This window comes from Rhizobium changzhiense (genome assembly GCF_013087625.1).
GTDB lineage: Bacteria > Pseudomonadota > Alphaproteobacteria > Rhizobiales > Rhizobiaceae > Rhizobium > Rhizobium sophorae.
On sequence record NZ_JABFCQ010000002.1, the window covers coordinates 473,351 to 490,665 of the forward strand.

General features: G+C 61.9%; 17 protein-coding genes. 11 read left to right on the forward strand and 6 right to left on the reverse strand.

Features of this window, described 5'->3' with window-relative positions:
* Positions 1–71 precede the first annotated feature (71 nt).
* Positions 72–1,514, reverse strand: coding sequence for an MFS transporter (locus tag G9X68_RS11705; RefSeq protein ID WP_171602501.1), 1,443 nt, complete (start codon positions 1,512–1,514; stop codon positions 72–74).
* A gap of 144 nt (positions 1,515–1,658) precedes the next feature.
* Between G9X68_RS11705 and G9X68_RS11710 the strand changes: the two genes are divergently transcribed.
* On the forward strand, positions 1,659–2,555 hold the full coding sequence (locus G9X68_RS11710; RefSeq protein ID WP_171602502.1) for a LysR family transcriptional regulator: 897 nt from the start codon (positions 1,659–1,661) through the stop codon (positions 2,553–2,555).
* A 97-nt stretch (positions 2,556–2,652) separates the two neighbouring features.
* Positions 2,653–2,874 carry an alkylphosphonate utilization protein gene (locus G9X68_RS11715; protein WP_020050017.1) on the forward strand — a complete coding sequence of 74 codons (222 nt, stop codon included), beginning with the start codon at positions 2,653–2,655 and terminating at the stop codon, positions 2,872–2,874.
* A gap of 24 nt (positions 2,875–2,898) precedes the next feature.
* Here G9X68_RS11715 and G9X68_RS11720 read toward each other — a convergent pair whose 3' ends face one another.
* The 3 genes from G9X68_RS11720 to G9X68_RS11730 form a co-directional block, all read right to left on the reverse strand.
* Positions 2,899–3,726, reverse strand: coding sequence for a transglutaminase-like domain-containing protein (locus G9X68_RS11720; protein WP_171602503.1), 828 nt, complete (start codon positions 3,724–3,726; stop codon positions 2,899–2,901).
* A gap of 138 nt (positions 3,727–3,864) precedes the next feature.
* On the reverse strand, positions 3,865–4,737 hold the full coding sequence (locus tag G9X68_RS11725) for a transglutaminase family protein (protein ID WP_171602504.1): 873 nt from the start codon (positions 4,735–4,737) through the stop codon (positions 3,865–3,867).
* Between the two features lie 490 nt (positions 4,738–5,227).
* Entirely contained in the window at positions 5,228–5,383 is a 156-nt protein-coding gene (locus tag G9X68_RS11730; protein ID WP_018445292.1) for a hypothetical protein, read from the reverse strand.
* Between the two features lie 735 nt (positions 5,384–6,118).
* Between G9X68_RS11730 and G9X68_RS11735 the strand changes: the two genes are divergently transcribed.
* Positions 6,119–6,373 carry a GlsB/YeaQ/YmgE family stress response membrane protein gene (locus G9X68_RS11735; protein WP_168311315.1) on the forward strand — a complete coding sequence of 85 codons (255 nt, stop codon included), beginning with the start codon at positions 6,119–6,121 and terminating at the stop codon, positions 6,371–6,373.
* A gap of 79 nt (positions 6,374–6,452) precedes the next feature.
* Here the strand turns inward: G9X68_RS11735 and G9X68_RS11740 are convergent, their stop codons facing one another.
* Positions 6,453–6,734 (reverse strand): hypothetical protein, encoded by a 282-nt coding sequence (locus tag G9X68_RS11740; RefSeq protein WP_025394620.1) that lies wholly within the window; start codon positions 6,732–6,734, stop codon positions 6,453–6,455.
* 219 nt (positions 6,735–6,953) lie between these two features.
* On the opposite strand from G9X68_RS11740, the gene G9X68_RS11745 reads away from it, so the two are divergent.
* From G9X68_RS11745 to G9X68_RS11765, 5 genes are read left to right on the forward strand one after another with little or no spacing between them, the layout of a single operon-like run.
* Positions 6,954–8,846: a peptidylprolyl isomerase gene (locus G9X68_RS11745; protein ID WP_171602505.1), complete on the forward strand. Its 1,893-nt coding sequence runs from the start codon at positions 6,954–6,956 to the stop codon at positions 8,844–8,846.
* An 8-nt stretch (positions 8,847–8,854) separates the two neighbouring features.
* Positions 8,855–9,871 carry an anthranilate phosphoribosyltransferase gene (gene trpD / locus G9X68_RS11750; RefSeq protein ID WP_171602506.1) on the forward strand — a complete coding sequence of 339 codons (1,017 nt, stop codon included), beginning with the start codon at positions 8,855–8,857 and terminating at the stop codon, positions 9,869–9,871.
* 9 nt (positions 9,872–9,880) lie between these two features.
* The gene (trpC, locus tag G9X68_RS11755) at positions 9,881–10,693 is read left to right on the forward strand and encodes an indole-3-glycerol phosphate synthase TrpC (RefSeq protein ID WP_171602507.1); all 813 of its coding nucleotides are present in this window, start codon (positions 9,881–9,883) and stop codon (positions 10,691–10,693) included.
* Between the two features lies 1 nt (position 10,694).
* The gene (moaC, locus tag G9X68_RS11760) at positions 10,695–11,192 is read left to right on the forward strand and encodes a cyclic pyranopterin monophosphate synthase MoaC (protein ID WP_171602508.1); all 498 of its coding nucleotides are present in this window, start codon (positions 10,695–10,697) and stop codon (positions 11,190–11,192) included.
* Positions 11,189–12,412 (forward strand): molybdopterin molybdotransferase MoeA, encoded by a 1,224-nt coding sequence (locus G9X68_RS11765; protein ID WP_171602509.1) that lies wholly within the window; start codon positions 11,189–11,191, stop codon positions 12,410–12,412. The genes moaC and G9X68_RS11765 overlap by 4 nt, the downstream gene beginning before the upstream one ends.
* Positions 12,413–12,422: 10 nt before the next feature.
* On the opposite strand, the gene G9X68_RS11770 is transcribed toward G9X68_RS11765, so the two are convergent.
* On the reverse strand, positions 12,423–13,088 hold the full coding sequence (locus G9X68_RS11770) for a class I SAM-dependent methyltransferase (RefSeq protein ID WP_171602510.1): 666 nt from the start codon (positions 13,086–13,088) through the stop codon (positions 12,423–12,425).
* Positions 13,089–13,747: 659 nt separating this feature from the next.
* On the opposite strand from G9X68_RS11770, the gene G9X68_RS11775 reads away from it, so the two are divergent.
* From G9X68_RS11775 to G9X68_RS11785, 3 genes are all read left to right on the forward strand, one after another.
* A complete protein-coding gene (locus tag G9X68_RS11775; RefSeq protein WP_171602511.1) occupies positions 13,748–14,122 on the forward strand; it encodes a c-type cytochrome in 375 nt (124 codons plus the stop codon).
* A gap of 343 nt (positions 14,123–14,465) precedes the next feature.
* A complete protein-coding gene (locus G9X68_RS11780) occupies positions 14,466–14,939 on the forward strand; it encodes a (2Fe-2S)-binding protein (protein WP_171602512.1) in 474 nt (157 codons plus the stop codon).
* 12 nt (positions 14,940–14,951) lie between these two features.
* Positions 14,952–17,198, forward strand: coding sequence for a xanthine dehydrogenase family protein molybdopterin-binding subunit (locus G9X68_RS11785; protein WP_171602513.1), 2,247 nt, complete (start codon positions 14,952–14,954; stop codon positions 17,196–17,198).
* Positions 17,199–17,315: the final 117 nt, after the last annotated feature.

The window sequence follows — 17,315 nt, forward strand, 5'->3', positions numbered from 1 at the left end:
TGGAAGGGGAGAAACCGCTGGACCGGCAAACTCGAGTCCAGTTGAATTCCCGGCGATTTGTGCTCGCATGTTCATACCGGGCGCCGATCATGCGCCTTCGGATTGGTTCGACGGAGGTAAGTCCCGGCCGCGATGACGAGCGCGACGACAACCAGTGCTGCCGCAACGGCGAAGGTCATCCGCATGCCTGAGGCAACGGCCTCAGGATGCGCCGCTGTGATATCGGGTGTTCCCGAAGAGAACGCGAAGACGGCGCCCATCACGGATGCGCCGGTAATCAACCCGAGATTGCGCGACAGGTTGAGCATGCCCGAGATGACGCCTCGCTGGTCGGGGCGCACATCCGCCATGACGGCGGTGTTGTTGGCTGCCTGGAACAGCTGATAGCCGGGTGTCAGCATGGCGATGGCGGCGATGTAGCCTGATATTCCGGGAAGCACGGCCATGGCGACGGAGGCTGCCGCCATGGCAACGAGCCCTGCGACAACCACGAATGGCGCGTCCAGACGGTCGACCAGCCGACCGGCCGGGACCCCGCTCAAGATGGAGATGACGGGGCCGATCGACATGACGATGCCGACGAGAGCTTGATTGAGCCCGAGCGCATGGGAGAGGTAGAACGGCGCGACGACCAGCGTCGCCATCATCACAGTCGAAACTAGCATGTTCATCGCCAGGCTGGCGGTGAGCACGCGATTGCGGAATACTGTCAACTGGATCAGCGGCGATGCCACTCTTGCCTCGGCGAAGACGAACAAACCGGTGCCGAAGACGGCGGCTGAGAGCAGGACGATGTTCAGTAGGCCAAAGCGGCCGTGCCCGGTCGTCATCGCCAGCGCATAGGCGGAAAGCGTCAGCGCAAGCAGCAGTGTGCCCGCCATGTCGAAGCCCTTCCAATCCGTCTTCCCCTTGCTGATATCGGCGGGCAGATAGCGATAGGCGAGAACGAAGGTCAGAACGCCAAGCGGCACGTTGACGAGAAAGATTGCCGGCCAGCCAGGCCCGGCGATCAGCAGGCCGCCCAGTGAGGGCCCAAGAGCAGTGCCGATCGCCGACATCATTCCAAGCAACCCCATGGCGCCCCCGGTTCTTTCCTTCGGCACCGTTTCGCCGACAAAGGCCATGGTCAGCGCCATCATGATGGCAGCACCGAGACCCTGCACCGCGCGCGCGGCAATCATCAGCCATAACGTCGGCGCGAGGCCGCAGAGGATCGAGGCCAGCGTGAAGAGCAGGATGCCGATGAGCAGCAGCCGGCGTCGGCCGGTGATGTCGCCGAGCCGTCCGACGCTGACGATTAGGGTGGTGATGGCAAGGAGATAGGCGAGAACGATCCACTGAACATCCTGGAAGGCGGCGTTGAATGCTTTCGCAAGGCTCGGCAGGCCGACATTGGCGATGCTGGTGCCGAGTGACGGCAGCAACATGGAGAGGGAAAGACTAGCAAGCGCCCAGCGGATGGAAGGTGTCCGTTCGGCGATTGCCTCGCCTCGTTCTGCAATGATCGGCTTCACCCGTGAACTCCGTTTTCTCTTAGCTCCCCAGAATGGGACTGATGAAAACCTAATCCTCGGCTTGATATGGCGGAAGGCGCATGATTTGCACTTCATCCATGCGTTTAACGCCACATCAGCATGAAACCGTGTTATACCTGATGTATGTCGACACCCGATCTCAACTTGCTAGCCACCCTCGATGTGTTGCTAGCCGAGGGCAGCGTTGCGCGTGCGGCGCGAAGGCTGCGGCTCAGCCCGTCGGCGATGAGCCGGGCCTTAGCGCGATTGCGCGAGACGACGGGCGATCCGCTGCTGGTGCGCGCCGGCCGCGGCCTCGTCCCCACGCCGCGCGCGCTCGAACTGCGCGAGCGGGTCGGCCAGATTGTCGAGGACGCGCAGGCGGCCTTGCGTCCTGCCGAGGCGCTTGACCTTCAACGCTTGGTCCGGACGTTCACGCTGCGCACCAGCGAAGGCTTTGCCGAGAGCTTTGGACCTGATCTCATCGCACGCCTCGGCCGGCAAGCGCCCGGTGTGCGGCTGCGCTTCGTGCAGAAACCGGACAAGGACAGCGGCCCGCTTCGCGATGGAACCGTCGATCTAGAAACCGGCGTCGTCAGCGGGACGACGGGTCCAGAGGTGCGGGCGCAGGCCCTGTTCCGCGATCGTTTCATCGGCGTCGTGCGCTTGGGGCATCCGCTTTGCGAGTGCGAGATGACACCCTCCCTTTATGCCGGCGGCGAGCACATCTACGTCTCGCGGCGCGGCCTCGACAAGGGACCGATCGATGACGCCTTGAATGCGCTCGGGCTGGAACGGCAGATCGCCACCATCGTCAGCGGCTTTTCCACGGCACTGGCGCTCGCCCGGAACTCCGATCTGATCGCCAGCGTGCCCGAACGGCACACCGGAGCCTTACGCGCGGGGATGCATAGTTTTCCCCTCCCCGTCCCGACGCCTGAGATTACGGTCTCGTTGCTCTGGCACCCCAGGATGGATGCCGACCCCGCGCATCGATGGCTGCGCGGCTGCGTTCGGGACACCTGCGAGCGCGCTGATTGAAGGGCCGCGTAGGATCTAAGGTCTGACCGGATTGATCCGTGTGTTGACTATCCCGCGTCGCCGTGATTTCCCGTTGTGATCACCAAACGAGGACGTTATGACCGACATCATTGTAAAGGACAGCAACGGAAGCCAGCTTCACGACGGCGATTCCGTGACGCTGATCAAGGACCTCAAAGTCAAGGGAACCTCGGAGACGCTGAAGCGTGGAACGCTGGTCAAGGGCATTCGTCTGACCGACAATCCGGGCGAGATCGAGTGCAGCACCAAGCAGGTCAAAGGCCTCGTGTTGAAAACCGAGTTTTTGAAGAAGGCATAAAGTCCCTCGCCCGTGACTCCGCGATCAATCGGCTTTCACCGCCTCCGGCGGCACTTCCTCGGTGATCACCTCGAAACGGGAGAGCGTTGCCGGGCCGAAGGCTGTCGACATGGCGACGTCGGTGGCGTCGCGGCCGGTTCCGATCAGGATCCGGCCGATGCGCGGCGTGTTGTGGCGAGCGTCGACCGTATGCCAGTGGCCGCCGAGAAAGACCTCTAACCAGGCGCTGAAATCCATCGGATTGGGATCGATCGGCACGCCGATATCGCCGAGATAGCCGGTGCAATATCTGGCCGGGATATTCATGCAGCGGCAAAGCGCGATGGCGAGATGGGCAAAGTCGCGGCAGACGCCTGCCTTGTCGATGAAGCCGCCATGCGCGGTGCGCAGGAGGTCGGCCTTCTGGTAATCGAAGGTGATGTGGTCATGGACGAAATCGCAGATCGCCTGAACGCGCGCCCAGCCGAGCGGCGTCGACGAGAAGGTTGCCCAGGCGAAATCTGCAAGCCTGTCGGTGTCGCAATATCGGCTGCCGAGCAGGAAGACCAGCACATCGTCCGGCAGGTCATTGATCGCGTGCTGGACGGCATCGTCGGGAACGATGTCGGGTTGGCCGCTGTCGTAGATCTCGAATTCCGTGGAGATCGTCGTCAGCCCCGGCGGAGCGACGATCCGGCTGCAGGCATTACCGAACACATCGGTATAGCCCCAGGCCTCGATCGGCCGGTCGAAAGTCAGGATCTGATCGCTGAGAAGATCGGCGCGACGGGAGGGATGGATGTTGAGGACGAGCAGCATCGGCGTCGGCTGCGTGCATTCATAGCCCAGATGAAACCCGGCGCGTATCTTCATTGTCGCTTCCTTGTCGCGTCTCCGCATCGGTGGAGGTGAGTATGGAACGTTGATCGCGCTACCCGGTTCCGTGGCCGCGGGACTGTCACTGCGCGGCCAACTCGTGGCAGTCCCAGATTACTTCGGAGGTAATCGAGATTACCTCGTGGTGACGTTGACCTGCACCGTCATGCTGTCGAAATCCTTCCCGTCCCCGTCATAGCTGCCGCTCAATGGGACGGCCTGGCGCGGATCGCGGGCAACCGCGACACGAATGAGATCGCGATTGCCGACGATGCCGTTGGTCGGATCGAACTCGGTCCAGCCGGCGCCTGGAAGATAGATCTGGCACCACGCATGCGTGGAACCGCCGCCGAGCACGGTGGAACCGTCCCGGTCGGGAACATAGACATAGCCTGTGACGAACCGCGCTGCGAGGCCGAGGATGCGTGCCGCCTCCATCATCAGAAGCGCAAAATCCCGGCAGGTGCCGGAGCGAAGCTGCAAGGTTTGCACCGGCGTCTGCGTTCCATGTTCATGGCGCCGCGCATAGACGAAGCTCTCGCGGATGGCGTAACAGAGCGTCATCAGCAGATGCCCGGTCTCCGTCGGACGCCCAAGGCGCACGAACTGCCGCGCCCAGCGTCCGACCTCGTCGTTCGGATCTGGATAATGGCGCTGCATCGCCGGCGTCAGATCGGCGATTTCGTCCTTGTCGTAGGAGAATGGATAGGTCAGGGCTGCGTCGTCGACCTTGAGATCCAGGGCCACCTGCGGCGTATGATCGAGCGTGATCCAGGTTTCGAAACGAAGTTCGGACGCCGGCCTCGAAAAATCGACGAGTGCCACGCAATTGCCGAAAACATCGTGGATCCAGCGCACATGACTTTCCTCAGGATAGATCGTCAACGACGCTTCGAGCAGCCGCTGGTCGAAACTGTCGCGCGGCCGGAACATCAAGCGATGCTCACCGAAATCGACGTCCCTGACGTAACGATAGGACGTGATGTGGCGGACGGAGAAAATCGTCATAAGCCACCGTCGAATCTGTTCACTTTGCTGCTCCAAGGCGGCAACGCCGCCTCTCTTCTGCGGAAGCGCCCTGCCGGCTTTCCCGCTCATCCCGATTTCTTGTCATATAAGCACGTCTGAAAGATTGCTATTGTATCTTTACCCGATCGACGGCAGGGCCCGTCCAACCTAAGAGGATAACATGCATATCATCTGGGACGTTCTGACGCTTCTGCTGACAATCGGCTCGCTCTATGGCGGTCGCGAATACCGAATTATTCGCGCTCGTGCCCGCGCTCAGAACTGGGGCAACTTCTGATTCGATCCGGATATCTCTGATTCGATTGCGAATCATGGCCGCATCGGTCGTTGCCGGTCGCGCTACGTCGAATGACGTAAAGTCATGCGCTTAAGAAACTGCTTTATGAGTTGAGGCGGAGTCTATCCGTCCATTCTCCCTGTTAATCCTAAGCCCGCCTCACCCCAGGCGGGCTTTTTTTCATCGCTTGCATCACTTCTTGGCGCCGGCCGAAAGCACCCGATGTGTCGCATTGTCCATGGCGTGGCTCGCCTCCTGTCCGTCCTTCTTCAGCCCGTATGCGGTATTGCCGCACCCGGAAAGTGTCAGCAGGCAGATGCAGGCGATGGCGATTGCAGCTTTTGGCATCAAGTGTTTCCCCGGATTGAATGGCGATCAAGGGAAGATGACGCATTCTTCGCCAAAATCAATCCGCAGGCGTGGAACTCGGTGACGCCACAGGCGTTTACGGGAGCCATCCAATCGGGGTTAACGACATGGATTACCAGATTGCCTTCGCTGCGACGGTCGCAACAGCGTCCTTCCTCGTCTTCATGCTCGTTGTTCACAGGACGTAGATCCGGCTGGCCTGACAGCCAGTTCGCTACTGGAACAGCTTCAGCACATTCTGCGGCCCGCTGGATTGCAGCACCAGTTGCCGCCTCGACAACAAGACGGAGACCGGAAGGTCTGGAGCGCATAGATCGCAGATGATCTGTCACTAACACGGGAAAAGTGCAAAACAAAGTTTTCAACATCCGCAAGTATTTTTCTGCTCATCGATGTATTTAATTTTAATTAATTGCCAGGCTTAACTATTCATTAACAATATTGTTGCGCTCCGCCCGCTTCCGCTTATGCTTTACGCAAAGGGGAGAGGGATGATGTTTAGCAAAAGCCTGATTATGCCTATTGGCTTCGCATTGCTCGCCATTGCAGGCCTGCTGTTCCAGATAGTCGCCCACGCGCTGCGCTCTCCGGTCACCCTGCTGCAGCTGTGAGTCACATAAGTTGCTGAACCCGCACACGATCTCCGTAACTGGGAGTGGAACTTCCTTTCATTTCGTGCATTCTGTGACTCGTTTTGCCAGGAGGGAGATAACCATGGAAGACGCAGGCGTGGGTTGGATTGCAGCCATCATTATCGGCGGCGTCGCCGGATGGCTGGCGGAAAAGGCCATGCGCAGCAGCATGAGCCTGCTCATGAACATACTGCTCGGCATCGTCGGCGCCATCGTCGCCAACTGGATCCTGGGTCTGTTGCACATCCAGCCGCTCGCCGGTTGGCTGGGTTATCTGATCACCGGTTTCGTCGGTGCCTGCATCTTGATCGCGATCGGGCGCGTCATCCGCCGCTAAGGGGCGCTCTTGCCGATCGTCGGAAATATTAAAAGCCGGGCGTTCATCACGTCCGGCTTTTCCTTACCCTCAATTCCGTTCAGCGGCGGCTGAGCAGGCCGAACACGTAGGCAATGCCTGCCGTCACGGCGAGTGCCACGAGCGGTTCTTCGCGCACCTTGTCGCGCAGCCGTTCCGTCATCAGCGAAGCCTCGTCGGTCACCGCCGACTTCGCCCCCTGCCCCAGCGCGACCACGCTTTCCGTCAGTCGGGAGAGATCGTTGCGAAGGGCTGCAACCTGTGCCGACAGATCGTCTGCTGCAATATCAGCCTTGACGCGCGCAGCGGTGGATTCGGCGGAAGCGGTTTTCAATTCTGCCATGGTCTGCTCCTGTTTCATGGGATGCCGCTTCAACGAAATGGCGGCCCGAAAGGTTCCGCCGCTACCGATCTTTTGTTCGCCGCAAAGCCACCGCGGCTGTGCGGGCCCCTTGTGCAGCTTTTCGCGCGAGAAACCCTTCATTTCCTGTCGGCTTTGTTTTAAGGAACGTCGAATGTCCGCCGGCGCGCGGGTCAATGATACTGCGAGGTTTGCGTTTCTATGTTCCATATCCTGAGAAGAGCTGCTCAGACCTGGGTTGCCAAGCTCCTCCTGCTTCTGCTCGTCGCGTCCTTCGGCGTCTGGGGCGTGTCGCATGAGCTGCTATCAGGCGGCAACAGCACCACGGTCGTGACCGTCGGCGATCAGCATGTGGACGTCAACGAGTTCCACCTCGCCTATCAGCGCCAGGTGGCAAGCCTCAGCCAGCAGTTCGGCACGCGCCTCACCCCCGAGCAGGCCCGCGCCTTCGGCGTCGAGCAGCAGGTGCTCGCCCAGCTCGTCGCCGGCGCCTCGCTCGACCAGCTCGCCGAAGACATGAACCTCGGCCTTTCCGAAGATCGCCTCGCCCAGCTGATCGCTGACGATCCGGCGTTCAAGGCCGTCAACGGCCGGTTCGACCGCGAGCTCTTCATCTCGCGCCTGCGCAATGCCGGCATCCGCCAGGACGATTACATCAAGGAGCGCAGCAAGGTCGCTGTCCGCAGCCAGGTGGTCGATGCCATCTCCAACGGCTTCACCGCACCGAAGACGCTGGTCGACGCCCTGAAGCTCTATGGCGAAGAAAGCCGCAGCGTCGAATATCTGCTGCTCACCAATGCCAATATCGAGCCGATCAAGGCACCTGCCGACGACGTGCTGGCCACGTGGTTCGAAGGTGTCAAGCAGCGCTACCGGGCGCCCGAATACCGCAAGCTCGTCTATCTCAAGCTGCAGCCTGCCGATATTGCCGATGCCGCGACCGTTACCGACGACCAGATCCACGAAGCCTTCGACAAGAGCAAGGATACCTATCGCACGCCGGAAAGTCGCACCATCGAACAGCTGACCTTCGCCAGCAAGGATCTCGCCGCTGCCGCCGAAACGGCGCTGAAGAGCGGCACCACGTTCGATCAGCTGGTCTCCGACCAGGGCAAGACGGCAAGCGACGTGCTTCTCGGTGAGTTCACCAAGGACAAGGTTCCCGACCAGGCCGTTGCCGATGCAGCCTTCGCGGTTTCGCGCGATGGCGGCACGACGCCTGTCGTCGATGGCTCCTTCGGCCCCGTCATCCTGCGCGTCACCAACATCAAGTCGGAAACGGCGAAGAATTTCGACGAGGTGAAGGAGGATATCCGCAAGCAGCTGGCGCTTTCCAACGCCTCTCAGGAAGTGATCAACGTTCATGACCGCATCGAGGATCTGCGCGCTGGCGGTTCGACGCTCGAGGATATCGCCGGCCAGCTGAATCTCAAGGCCGTAACCGTCGATGCCGTCGATATGACCGGCGCCGACAAGAATGGCAAAGAGGTCAAGGATATCCCAGCCAAGCAGCAGCTGCTCGGCGAAGCTTTCAAGACCGAAGTCGGCGTCGATGCGCCGCCGCTGCCGATCGGCAATGACGGCTATGTCTGGTTCAACGTCCGCGAAATTACGCCGGACCGCGACCGCCCGGTCGCCGAAGTGCGCGAAAAGGCCGTCGAGGACTGGACGGCGGAGCAGCAGAAAGCCGAGCTAGCCAAAAAGGCCGACGCGTTGAAGGCCGAGGCGCAGAAGGGCACGGCCCTTGCCGATATCGCAACGCCGCTTGGCATTGCCGTCGAAAGCAAGAGCGGTGTCACCCGCGCGACCGATGATGCAGTCCTCGGCCGGGCCGGCGTCACAGCCGCCTTCTCGGGTCCGGTCGATACGGTCGCAAGTGCTGTCGGCGCCGATCCTTCGACGCAGATCCTGCTGAAGGTCACCGAGGTCAACACCCAGCCGACCGGTGATGTGCTGAACAATCGCGATGCCCAGATCACCGCCATGGCCAATGCCGCCGGCGACGATATTCTCGATCAGATGGTCAACCTGCTGCAGACGCAGTATGGCGCTCAGATCAACCAGACACTCGCCGAACAGGCAACGACCCGCTAGGAGGCTTTATGACCGATCTGAAGCCGTTCCTGGCCAAGGCCGCAAGCCGCGAGCCGCTGACGCGTGACGAGGCCCGCGCCGCCTTCGACATCCTGATGTCGGGCCAGGCGACCCCCTCGCAGATCGGCGGCTTCCTGATGGCGCTGCGCGTGCGCGGCGAAACGGTCGACGAGATCGTCGGCGCGGTGACCGCGATGCGCTCGAAGATGCTGACGGTCGAGGCCCCGGCCGAGGCGATCGACATCGTCGGCACCGGCGGCGACGCCAGCGGCACCTACAACATCTCGACGCTGGCAGCGCTGATCGTCGCCGGCGCCGGTGTTCCCGTCGCCAAACACGGCAACCGGGCGCTGAGCTCGAAATCGGGCGCGGCCGACAATCTGGCCGCACTCGGCGTCAAACTCGACGTCGGTCCCGAGATCATCTCCCGCTGCATCGCCCAAGCCGGCGTCGGCTTCATGTTCGCGCAGCTGCATCATTCCGCCATGCGCCATGTCGGCCCCTCGCGGGTGGAGCTCGGCACGCGGACGATCTTCAACCTGCTCGGGCCGCTCTCCAATCCGGCCGGCGTCCGCCGCCAGCTGCTCGGCGTCTTCTCGCCGCAATGGCTGGTGCCGCTTGCCGAAGTCATGCGCGATCTTGGCTCCGAATGCGTCTGGGTGGTCCATGGCGACGGCCTGGACGAGATCACCACCACCGGCATCACGAAAGTCGCAGCACTGGAAGACGGCAAGATCCGCACCTTCGAGCTCTCGCCCGCCGATTTCGGCGTCAGTCCTTGCGTGCTCGCCGACATCAAGGGCGGTGACGGTGTCGCTAACGCCGCAGCGCTTCGCGAAGTGCTCGGCGGCGCCAAGAATGCCTATCGCGATGTCTCGCTCGCCAATGCTGCCGCCTCGCTCGTCATCGCCGGCAAAGTCGAGACGATCCGCGACGGCATGACGCTGGCCACGCAGTCGCTGGATAGCGGTGCGACCGCGCTCGCCCTCGACAAACTCATCGCCGTTTCCAACGATATCGATTAGGATTGTTCGATGACCGATATCCTGAAGAAGATCGAACTCTACAAGCGCGAGGAGATCGCCGCTGCCAAGGCGGTAGTGTCGCTTGCAGATCTGAAGGCGATGCAGGCCGGCCAGTCCGCCCCGCGCGGCTTCCACAAGGCGCTCATTGCCAAGCGCGACGCTGGCCGCTTCGGCCTGATCGCCGAGATCAAGAAGGCAAGCCCCTCGAAGGGTCTCATTCGCCCGGATTTCGATCCGCCGTCGCTGGCGAGCGCCTATGAGGCAGGCGGTGCCGCCTGCCTTTCAGTACTGACTGACACGCCGAGCTTCCAGGGCGCGCCGGAATTTCTGACAGCCGCCCGCGCTGCCTGCACGCTGCCGGCGCTGCGCAAGGATTTCATGTTCGAGACCTATCAGGTGCACGAAGCTCGCGCCTGGGGCGCCGACTGCATCCTGCTGATCATGGCCTCGCTGTCGGACGATGAAGCCGAGCGCCTGCAGGACGAGGCCTTCGCCCTCGGCATGGACGTGCTGGTCGAGGTCCACGACGCCGAGGAGATGGAGCGGGCGCTAAAACTCTCCTCACCGCTCATCGGCATCAACAACCGCAATCTCCGTACTTTCGAGGTCAGCCTCTCCGTCAGCGAGACGCTTGCCCCCGTGGTGCCGGCAGACCGGCTCCTGGTCGGCGAAAGCGGCATCTTCACCCATGCCGATTGCAAGCGCCTGCAGGCCGTCGACATCAATACCTTCCTTGTCGGCGAAAGTCTGATGCGCAAGGAGGACGTCGCCGCCGCCACCCGCACACTGCTCTTTGGCGAAGCCGCCATCGCGGCCGAATGATATGAGCGGCCCAAAGCCAGGCCTCACGCATATCGGTGCCTCCGGCGAGGCGCATATGGTCGATGTCTCCGACAAGGCCGAGACGGTGCGCATCGCCACGGCCGAGGGCCATGTGAAGATGGCGCCGGAAACGCTCGCTCTCATCCGCCAAGGCAATGCCAAGAAGGGCGATGTGATCGGCACGGCGCGCCTTGCCGGCATCATGGCGGCAAAACGCACCGCCGATCTCATTCCGCTCTGCCATCCGTTGATGCTGACGAAGGTCACGGTTGAGATCGAGGAAGATGCTGCCCTGCCCGGCCTGCGCGTCACGTCAACCGCCAAGTTGACCGGCAAGACCGGGGTGGAGATGGAGGCGCTGACCGCCGTCTCGGTCGCTTGCCTGACCATTTACGACATGGCCAAGGCGGCCGATAAGGCAATGGAGATCGGCGGCATCCGGCTCCTTGAAAAGTCCGGCGGAAAATCCGGCGATTTCCGTCATCCGGAGGCAAGATGAACCTTCTCCCGGTTGCCGAGGCCCTGAACCGCTTGCTCTCCAGCGCAAAGCCCGTTGCTGCGTCCGAGACGCTGCCGCTTGCCGAGGCTGAGGGCCGCGTCCTGGCCGTCGATCTGACGGCCAACCTGACCCAGCCACCCTTCAATGCCTCCGCCATGGATGGCTATGCACTGCGCCGCGAAGACGCGCCGGAACCGGGCGCCATGCTGAAGGTCATCGGCATGTCTTCCGCCGGCCACGGCTTCGAGGGAAGCGTCAGCCAGGGAGAGGCCGTTCGTATCTTCACCGGCGCGCCTGTCCCGTCGGGCGCCGATAGCGTCCTGCTGCAGGAGGATGCGGAGAAGATCGAAGGCGGCATCAGAACCAATTTCCCCGTCCGGCAGGGCCAGCATGTGCGTCCGCGCGGCCAGGATTTCGCCGAAGGTGAAGCCGTGCTCTCGGCCGGCACCGTGCTTGATTTCTCGCGGCTGACGGTCGCTGCCGGCATGAACCGGCCTGATGTCGAGGTGCTGCGGCGCCCGCTGATCGCCATCCTCGCAACCGGCGACGAGTTGCTGCCGCCCGGAAGCAGGCCCGGCCCTTCGCAGATCATCGCATCCAATACGTTTGGTATTGCAGCCCTTGCCCGCAAAGCCGGCGCCGATGTGCTCGATCTCGGTATCGTGCCTGACGACAAGGCCAGGATCAGCGCGGCGATCGACACAGCGCGGGACGCCAGGGTCGATGTGATCGTCACCCTCGGCGGCGCTTCGGTCGGCGACCATGATCTGGTGCGGGCCACGCTGATCGAGGCCGGCATGCAGCTCGATTTCTGGCGCATCGCCATGCGCCCCGGCAAACCGCTGATGGTCGGCAGCTTCGGCGAGACGCATGTGCTCGGCCTGCCCGGCAATCCGGTCTCGAGCCTCGTCTGTTCGCTGCTCTTCCTGGAGCCGCTGATCCGCAAGCTCGCCTCCCTGCCACCGGTGCAGCGCGAGGTTACGGTGGAGGCAGCCGTCACCCTGCGCGCCAACGACCACCGGCAGGACTATATCAGGGCGAAACTTTCGAAATCCGCTGCCGGCCACTGGCTCGCCGAGCCTTTCGGCAAGCAGGATTCCTCGATGATGAAGGTCTTCGCCGAAGCCGATTGCCTTGTCATCCGCCCGCCGCATGCCCCGGAGCTGCCGGCCGGAGCGCCCTGCCCGGTGATGCTGTTGCGGCCGGATCTCTTGACATAATCTCAGCCTTTCAGCCGTTGCCGAAGAGCGAGAATACGCCCGCCGGCACCGCCCCACCGCCGCAGCCTCCGCCGAAATCCGCAACCGCATGGGTGGCGATTCGCCTGAGTTCGTCCTGCGGCAGGTAGGCGCGCTCTGGATCACCGATCAGCACCTCGATGCCGCTCGTCTGGCAACGCCGCAGGAAGGCCATGACCCGCAAGGCTAGCGCTGGATCGTAGAACAGGTCGCCGACCGCGAGGAGATCTGTCTCCGGTGGCGGCCCCTCGATGATATCGGCGGCCCGGGCTACGATATCCACGCCGTTGATCGCCGCGTTGAGGCCGATCGCGACAATGGCATTGGCATCGATGTCGACCGCCGTAACCGTGCGCGCTCCAGCCTTTGCTGCCGCGATAGCGACGAGCCCTGAGCCGGCGCCGAGATCGAGGACACGGCGGCCCGCGACCGTTTCCGGCTGGTCGAGCAGATGGCGAGCAAGCACGGCGCCGCCGGCCCAGGGATAAGCCCAGTAAGGCGGCGGATCGGCCTCTCTGCTACCGGCAAGCCGCCAGAGCCCGCTCGCAGGCCCTGCCGTATGAAGGCAAATCTCGGGGATCGAGGGAACGGGTGATATAGGCAGGTTGGCACGGATGAAGGCGGCCGGATCGGGTTGCGACATGCCCGGGCGTTTCATCGTCGTCTGCTCCTGCCGAGGCTGTAAGGGCGTCATCGTTTTTAATAACAAGAGCAGGTCGCCGTCGTGGAATTCCCCGCCATTTATGCACGCCACGATTGAGGTGAATAATGAAGCCGAGCCCAGGCTTTTCGCAAGGACTGAACCGCTATTCGTGACGAGGCGTGCCATATGCCATTCAAGAACGCAACACAGGCCGTTGAAGCGAGACCGTCTTGGGAGCCTCGGCGCGTGCGAGATCTGCGAGAAACTACTCCATCAGCGGGGAATCACCAAGCCGACGATAGGCGAACTTCCGTCCTGCAACCGATGTCTGAGGAAAGCTTAAGCTTTCCTGATTGCACGCTGCGGCAGGCATCAACAGGGTTGATTCCTGCTCGTGCAAAGCAAGGCAGACAACCTTCGTCGACGATCGTTGGCTGTCGGGCATTTATGAACCTCATTTCTAACATCATGCAAATAGTACCGCCTAATGCTCCATGCTGAGGCGAGGTAACGTCCCCAACCAACCGCCGTCTCCAGTGCGATGCCATGTCCGGAGAAGATGAGGCGTGTCTTGGGTCTAAGGTCTTTGGCGCGGCCTGCCAGCAACGGTGCTGGCGCGCGCTACTACACCGTCCTTTCAGGGCTTCGGCAGCCTGTATTCGGGAAGTACACGCATGACAAAAATTTTGGCTTCTGTTGTTATCTCCACCTTGATCCTTGCGTCGGCGACGGCTCTTGCGGCAGCGCAGGGAGATGTCGCCTTGGGACAAAAAGCGTTTCAGCGCTGTTCCGCCTGTCATTCGACCACGGATCAGAAAAAGGCTGGGCCGGGGCTCGGTGGCGTTGTCGGGCGCGCGGCCGGCGCTGCGGAAGGCGTCCGCTATTCGCCGGCCATGAAGGCGTCGGGATTAGTATGGGACGAGGCGACGTTGGACCGATTTCTAGCAGCGCCGCGCGAAGTCGTACCGACCACCACGATGACCGTGGGCGTACCCAAGCCTGAGGATCGGCTAAACATCATCGCTTACCTGAAGTCCCTGTCGGAGTAGCGGCGAACCTCGTGGCTGAGCAAGCCGGCGATCGATGGGCACCCAACGCGGCTGATCATCGCCGGTCGGTCTTGGGTTGACGTGTCTGCTCGTGCTTTTGCCTCGCATTCAGAAGCCGCCTTTCTAACGTCGTGCAGGTTTTTCCAACTAATTTGGCGCCGCCGGACGAGCTAACGTTGCCGCGGAGAGCAGGCTCTTGGTCGACGGCGTCTCATCATCCTGGAGGTTGCTGGCGGCACTCCCGTCGCCGTCGCTCGCCTCAGAGATCGACGGTTCTAACCGTTAGCTAACGACCGCAGTCAACGAGCACATCCATTATGAAACATCGGAGAACCGACCAGTCATGATCACACTGAATATCAACGGTAATCAGCACGAGGTCGATGCCGACCCGGAGACACCCATCCTTTGGGTCCTGCGCGACACGCTCGGCATGACCGGGACCAAGTTCGGCTGCGGCGCCGCGCTTTGCGGCGCGTGCACGATACATCTGGATGGTGAGGCTGTCCGTTCCTGCAGCACCCCTCTCTCCGCTGCCGAGGGCCTGAATATCACCACCATAGAAAAAGCGACCGACGGCAGCGACCGCGTCGGCGCCGCTGTGCACGCAGCTTGGGTCAAGCACGATGTAGCGCAGTGCGGTTATTGTCAGAGCGGCCAGATCATGAGCGCCACAGCGTTCCTGGCATCCTTGCCCTCCGGTTCGCAGCCGACCGCCTCGGAGATCGATACGGCAATGGAAGGCAATATTTGTCGTTGCGGAACCTATGTCCGTATCCGCGCCGCCATAGCCGATGCTGCCAGCAATCTCGTTTGAGGGAGACACCATATGTTGCCGAACATGGATTATAGCGAATTACCACGTGCGCTGCAGCACATGCTGGAACGGGGTCGTTCAACGGCGGTTCAGGCGTTGCCACGCCGCAGCTTTCTAAAGCTGACGGGGACCCTCGGTTTGGCTGTCGGCATTTTCCCCCATCTGGCCGCCGCCCAGTCCACCGACGCGGGTGAGGTGCCCACCGCTCTGAAGCCGACCGAGCAGCCTTCTGCGTTTGTTCAAATTGCGCCAAATGGCGAGGTTATGGTCACAATCAACCGGCTGGAGTTCGGTCAAGGCGTCCAAACGGCATTGCCGATGATCCTTGCCGAAGAACTCGATGCAGACTGGAACCTTGTCCGCAGCCAGCTCGGCACCAATGACATGGCCTATGTCGATCCGGCCTTCGGCATGCACCTGACCGGCGGTTCGAACACCATCAAGAACAGCTTTACGCAGTATCGCGAATTGGGTGCGCGTGTCCGCGCCATGCTCCTTGCCGCCGCCGCAGACCGCTGGAACGCGGATGTTGCCACTCTGCGAACCGAGGCCGGTGCGGTTCTCGCCTCCGATGGTCGCAAGCTGGGTTACGGCGAGCTCGCCGAGGCGGCCATGGCCTTGCCGGTGCCGCAGAAGATCACGCTGAAGGACCCGAAGGATTTCCGCATTATCGGCAAGCCCACCCAGCGCCTGGACGCAAAAGCCAAGAGCAGTGGCCAACAGAGCTTTGGCATCGATTTCAAGCTGCCGGGACAATTGACGGCCGTGGTTGCTCGCCCTCCGGTCTTCGGCGCCAAAATTGCCTCCCTTGACGACAGTGCAGCGCGCGCCATCAAAGGCGTGAAGGCCGTCCTGCGCGTGCCGCTGGATCGCGGTGCGGAGGGGGTGGCCGTCGTCGCGGACGGATATTGGCAAGCGTCTCAGGGCCGCGATGCCCTTAAGGTGGAGTGGGACGCGTCGAAGGTCGAAAAAGTCGATACCGAAACGCTGCTTGCACAATTCCGCGAGATGGCCACGCAGACTGGCCCGCGCCAATTCGATGCCGACATGGCGCCATTGGCAACCGCACCACTCAGTCTGGAAGCTGAATTCGTGTTCCCCTATCTCGCCCACGCGGCGATGGAACCGCTGAACTGTACAATTCGGCTTTCCGACGATCGCGCCGAGATCTGGATGGGGAGCCAAAGTGCCGGGCTCGATGCCGGCGCGGCCGCAACCGCGCTCGGCCTCAAGCCGGAACAAGTTGTGGTCAACGTGCAGACGTCGGGCGGTGGGTTCGGCCGGCGCTTTTCCAGCAGCAGCGACACCATCATCGAGGCGTGCCAGATAGCCAAAGCGGCCAAGGCGGCGGGGCTGGACGCGCCAGTGCGAACACTGTGGAGCCGCGAGGACGATATGAAGGGTGGCTACTACCGTCCACTGCACCTACACCGCGCTCGCATCGGCTTCGACAAAGAAGGTAACGTGCTGGCCTGGGATCACAGCATCGTCGGCCAGTCGATATTGACGGGAACTGTGTTCGAGCAGTTCATGGTGAAGAACGGCATCGATGCCGCCACGACCGAAGGCATGCGGAACCCTTATCCGCTTCCTATGTGCCTGACGGTGCATCATCCAGTTGTCAACGTGCCGGTTCTTTGGTGGCGCAGCGTTGGCTCCACCCATACGGCTTTTGTCATGGAAACCCTGCTTGACGATATAGCGCGCGCAACCGACCAGGACCCGGTCGCCTATCGCATGAAGATGTTCGGCAACGAGCATATTCGTCACCGGGATGCCCTGCAGCTCGCCGTAGACAAGAGTGGTTACGGCTCCAAGACCTTGGCCGAAGGTAGGGCCTGGGGTGTAGCTGTGCATGAATCCTTTGCGTCGGTGGTGGCCTACGTGGTGGAAGCCTCCGTTGTCGATGGACAGCCGAAGCTGCATCGGGTCACGGCCGGGGTTCACTGCAATCTGGCCGTCAACCCTCGTACCGTCGAAGCGCAAGTACAGGGCGCGGCAATCATGGGCTTGTCGACATGTCTTGCCGGCGCGGAAATCACGCTCAAGGACGGTATTGTGGAGCAAGGCAACTTCAGCGAATTCACGGTGGCAAGGATCACGGATGTGCCGGAGTTCGACGTCAACATCGTACCGAGCGCGGATGCACCGACAGGCATGGGCGAACCCGGCCTGCCGCCTTTGGCGCCGGCATTTGCCAATGCCATCTCGCGTCTGACAGGCAAGCCAGTCAGGCAGATGCCTTTCAACCTCGCTTAGAACCTGGCTCGGACGAGAGCCTGCCCCGGTCCTGTGTTCCGCTGAATGCAGCGGGCCGCACAGGGCCGCGATATTCCTGTTGCGTGACGTCTTGACAATAATGGCGCCAACACTTCG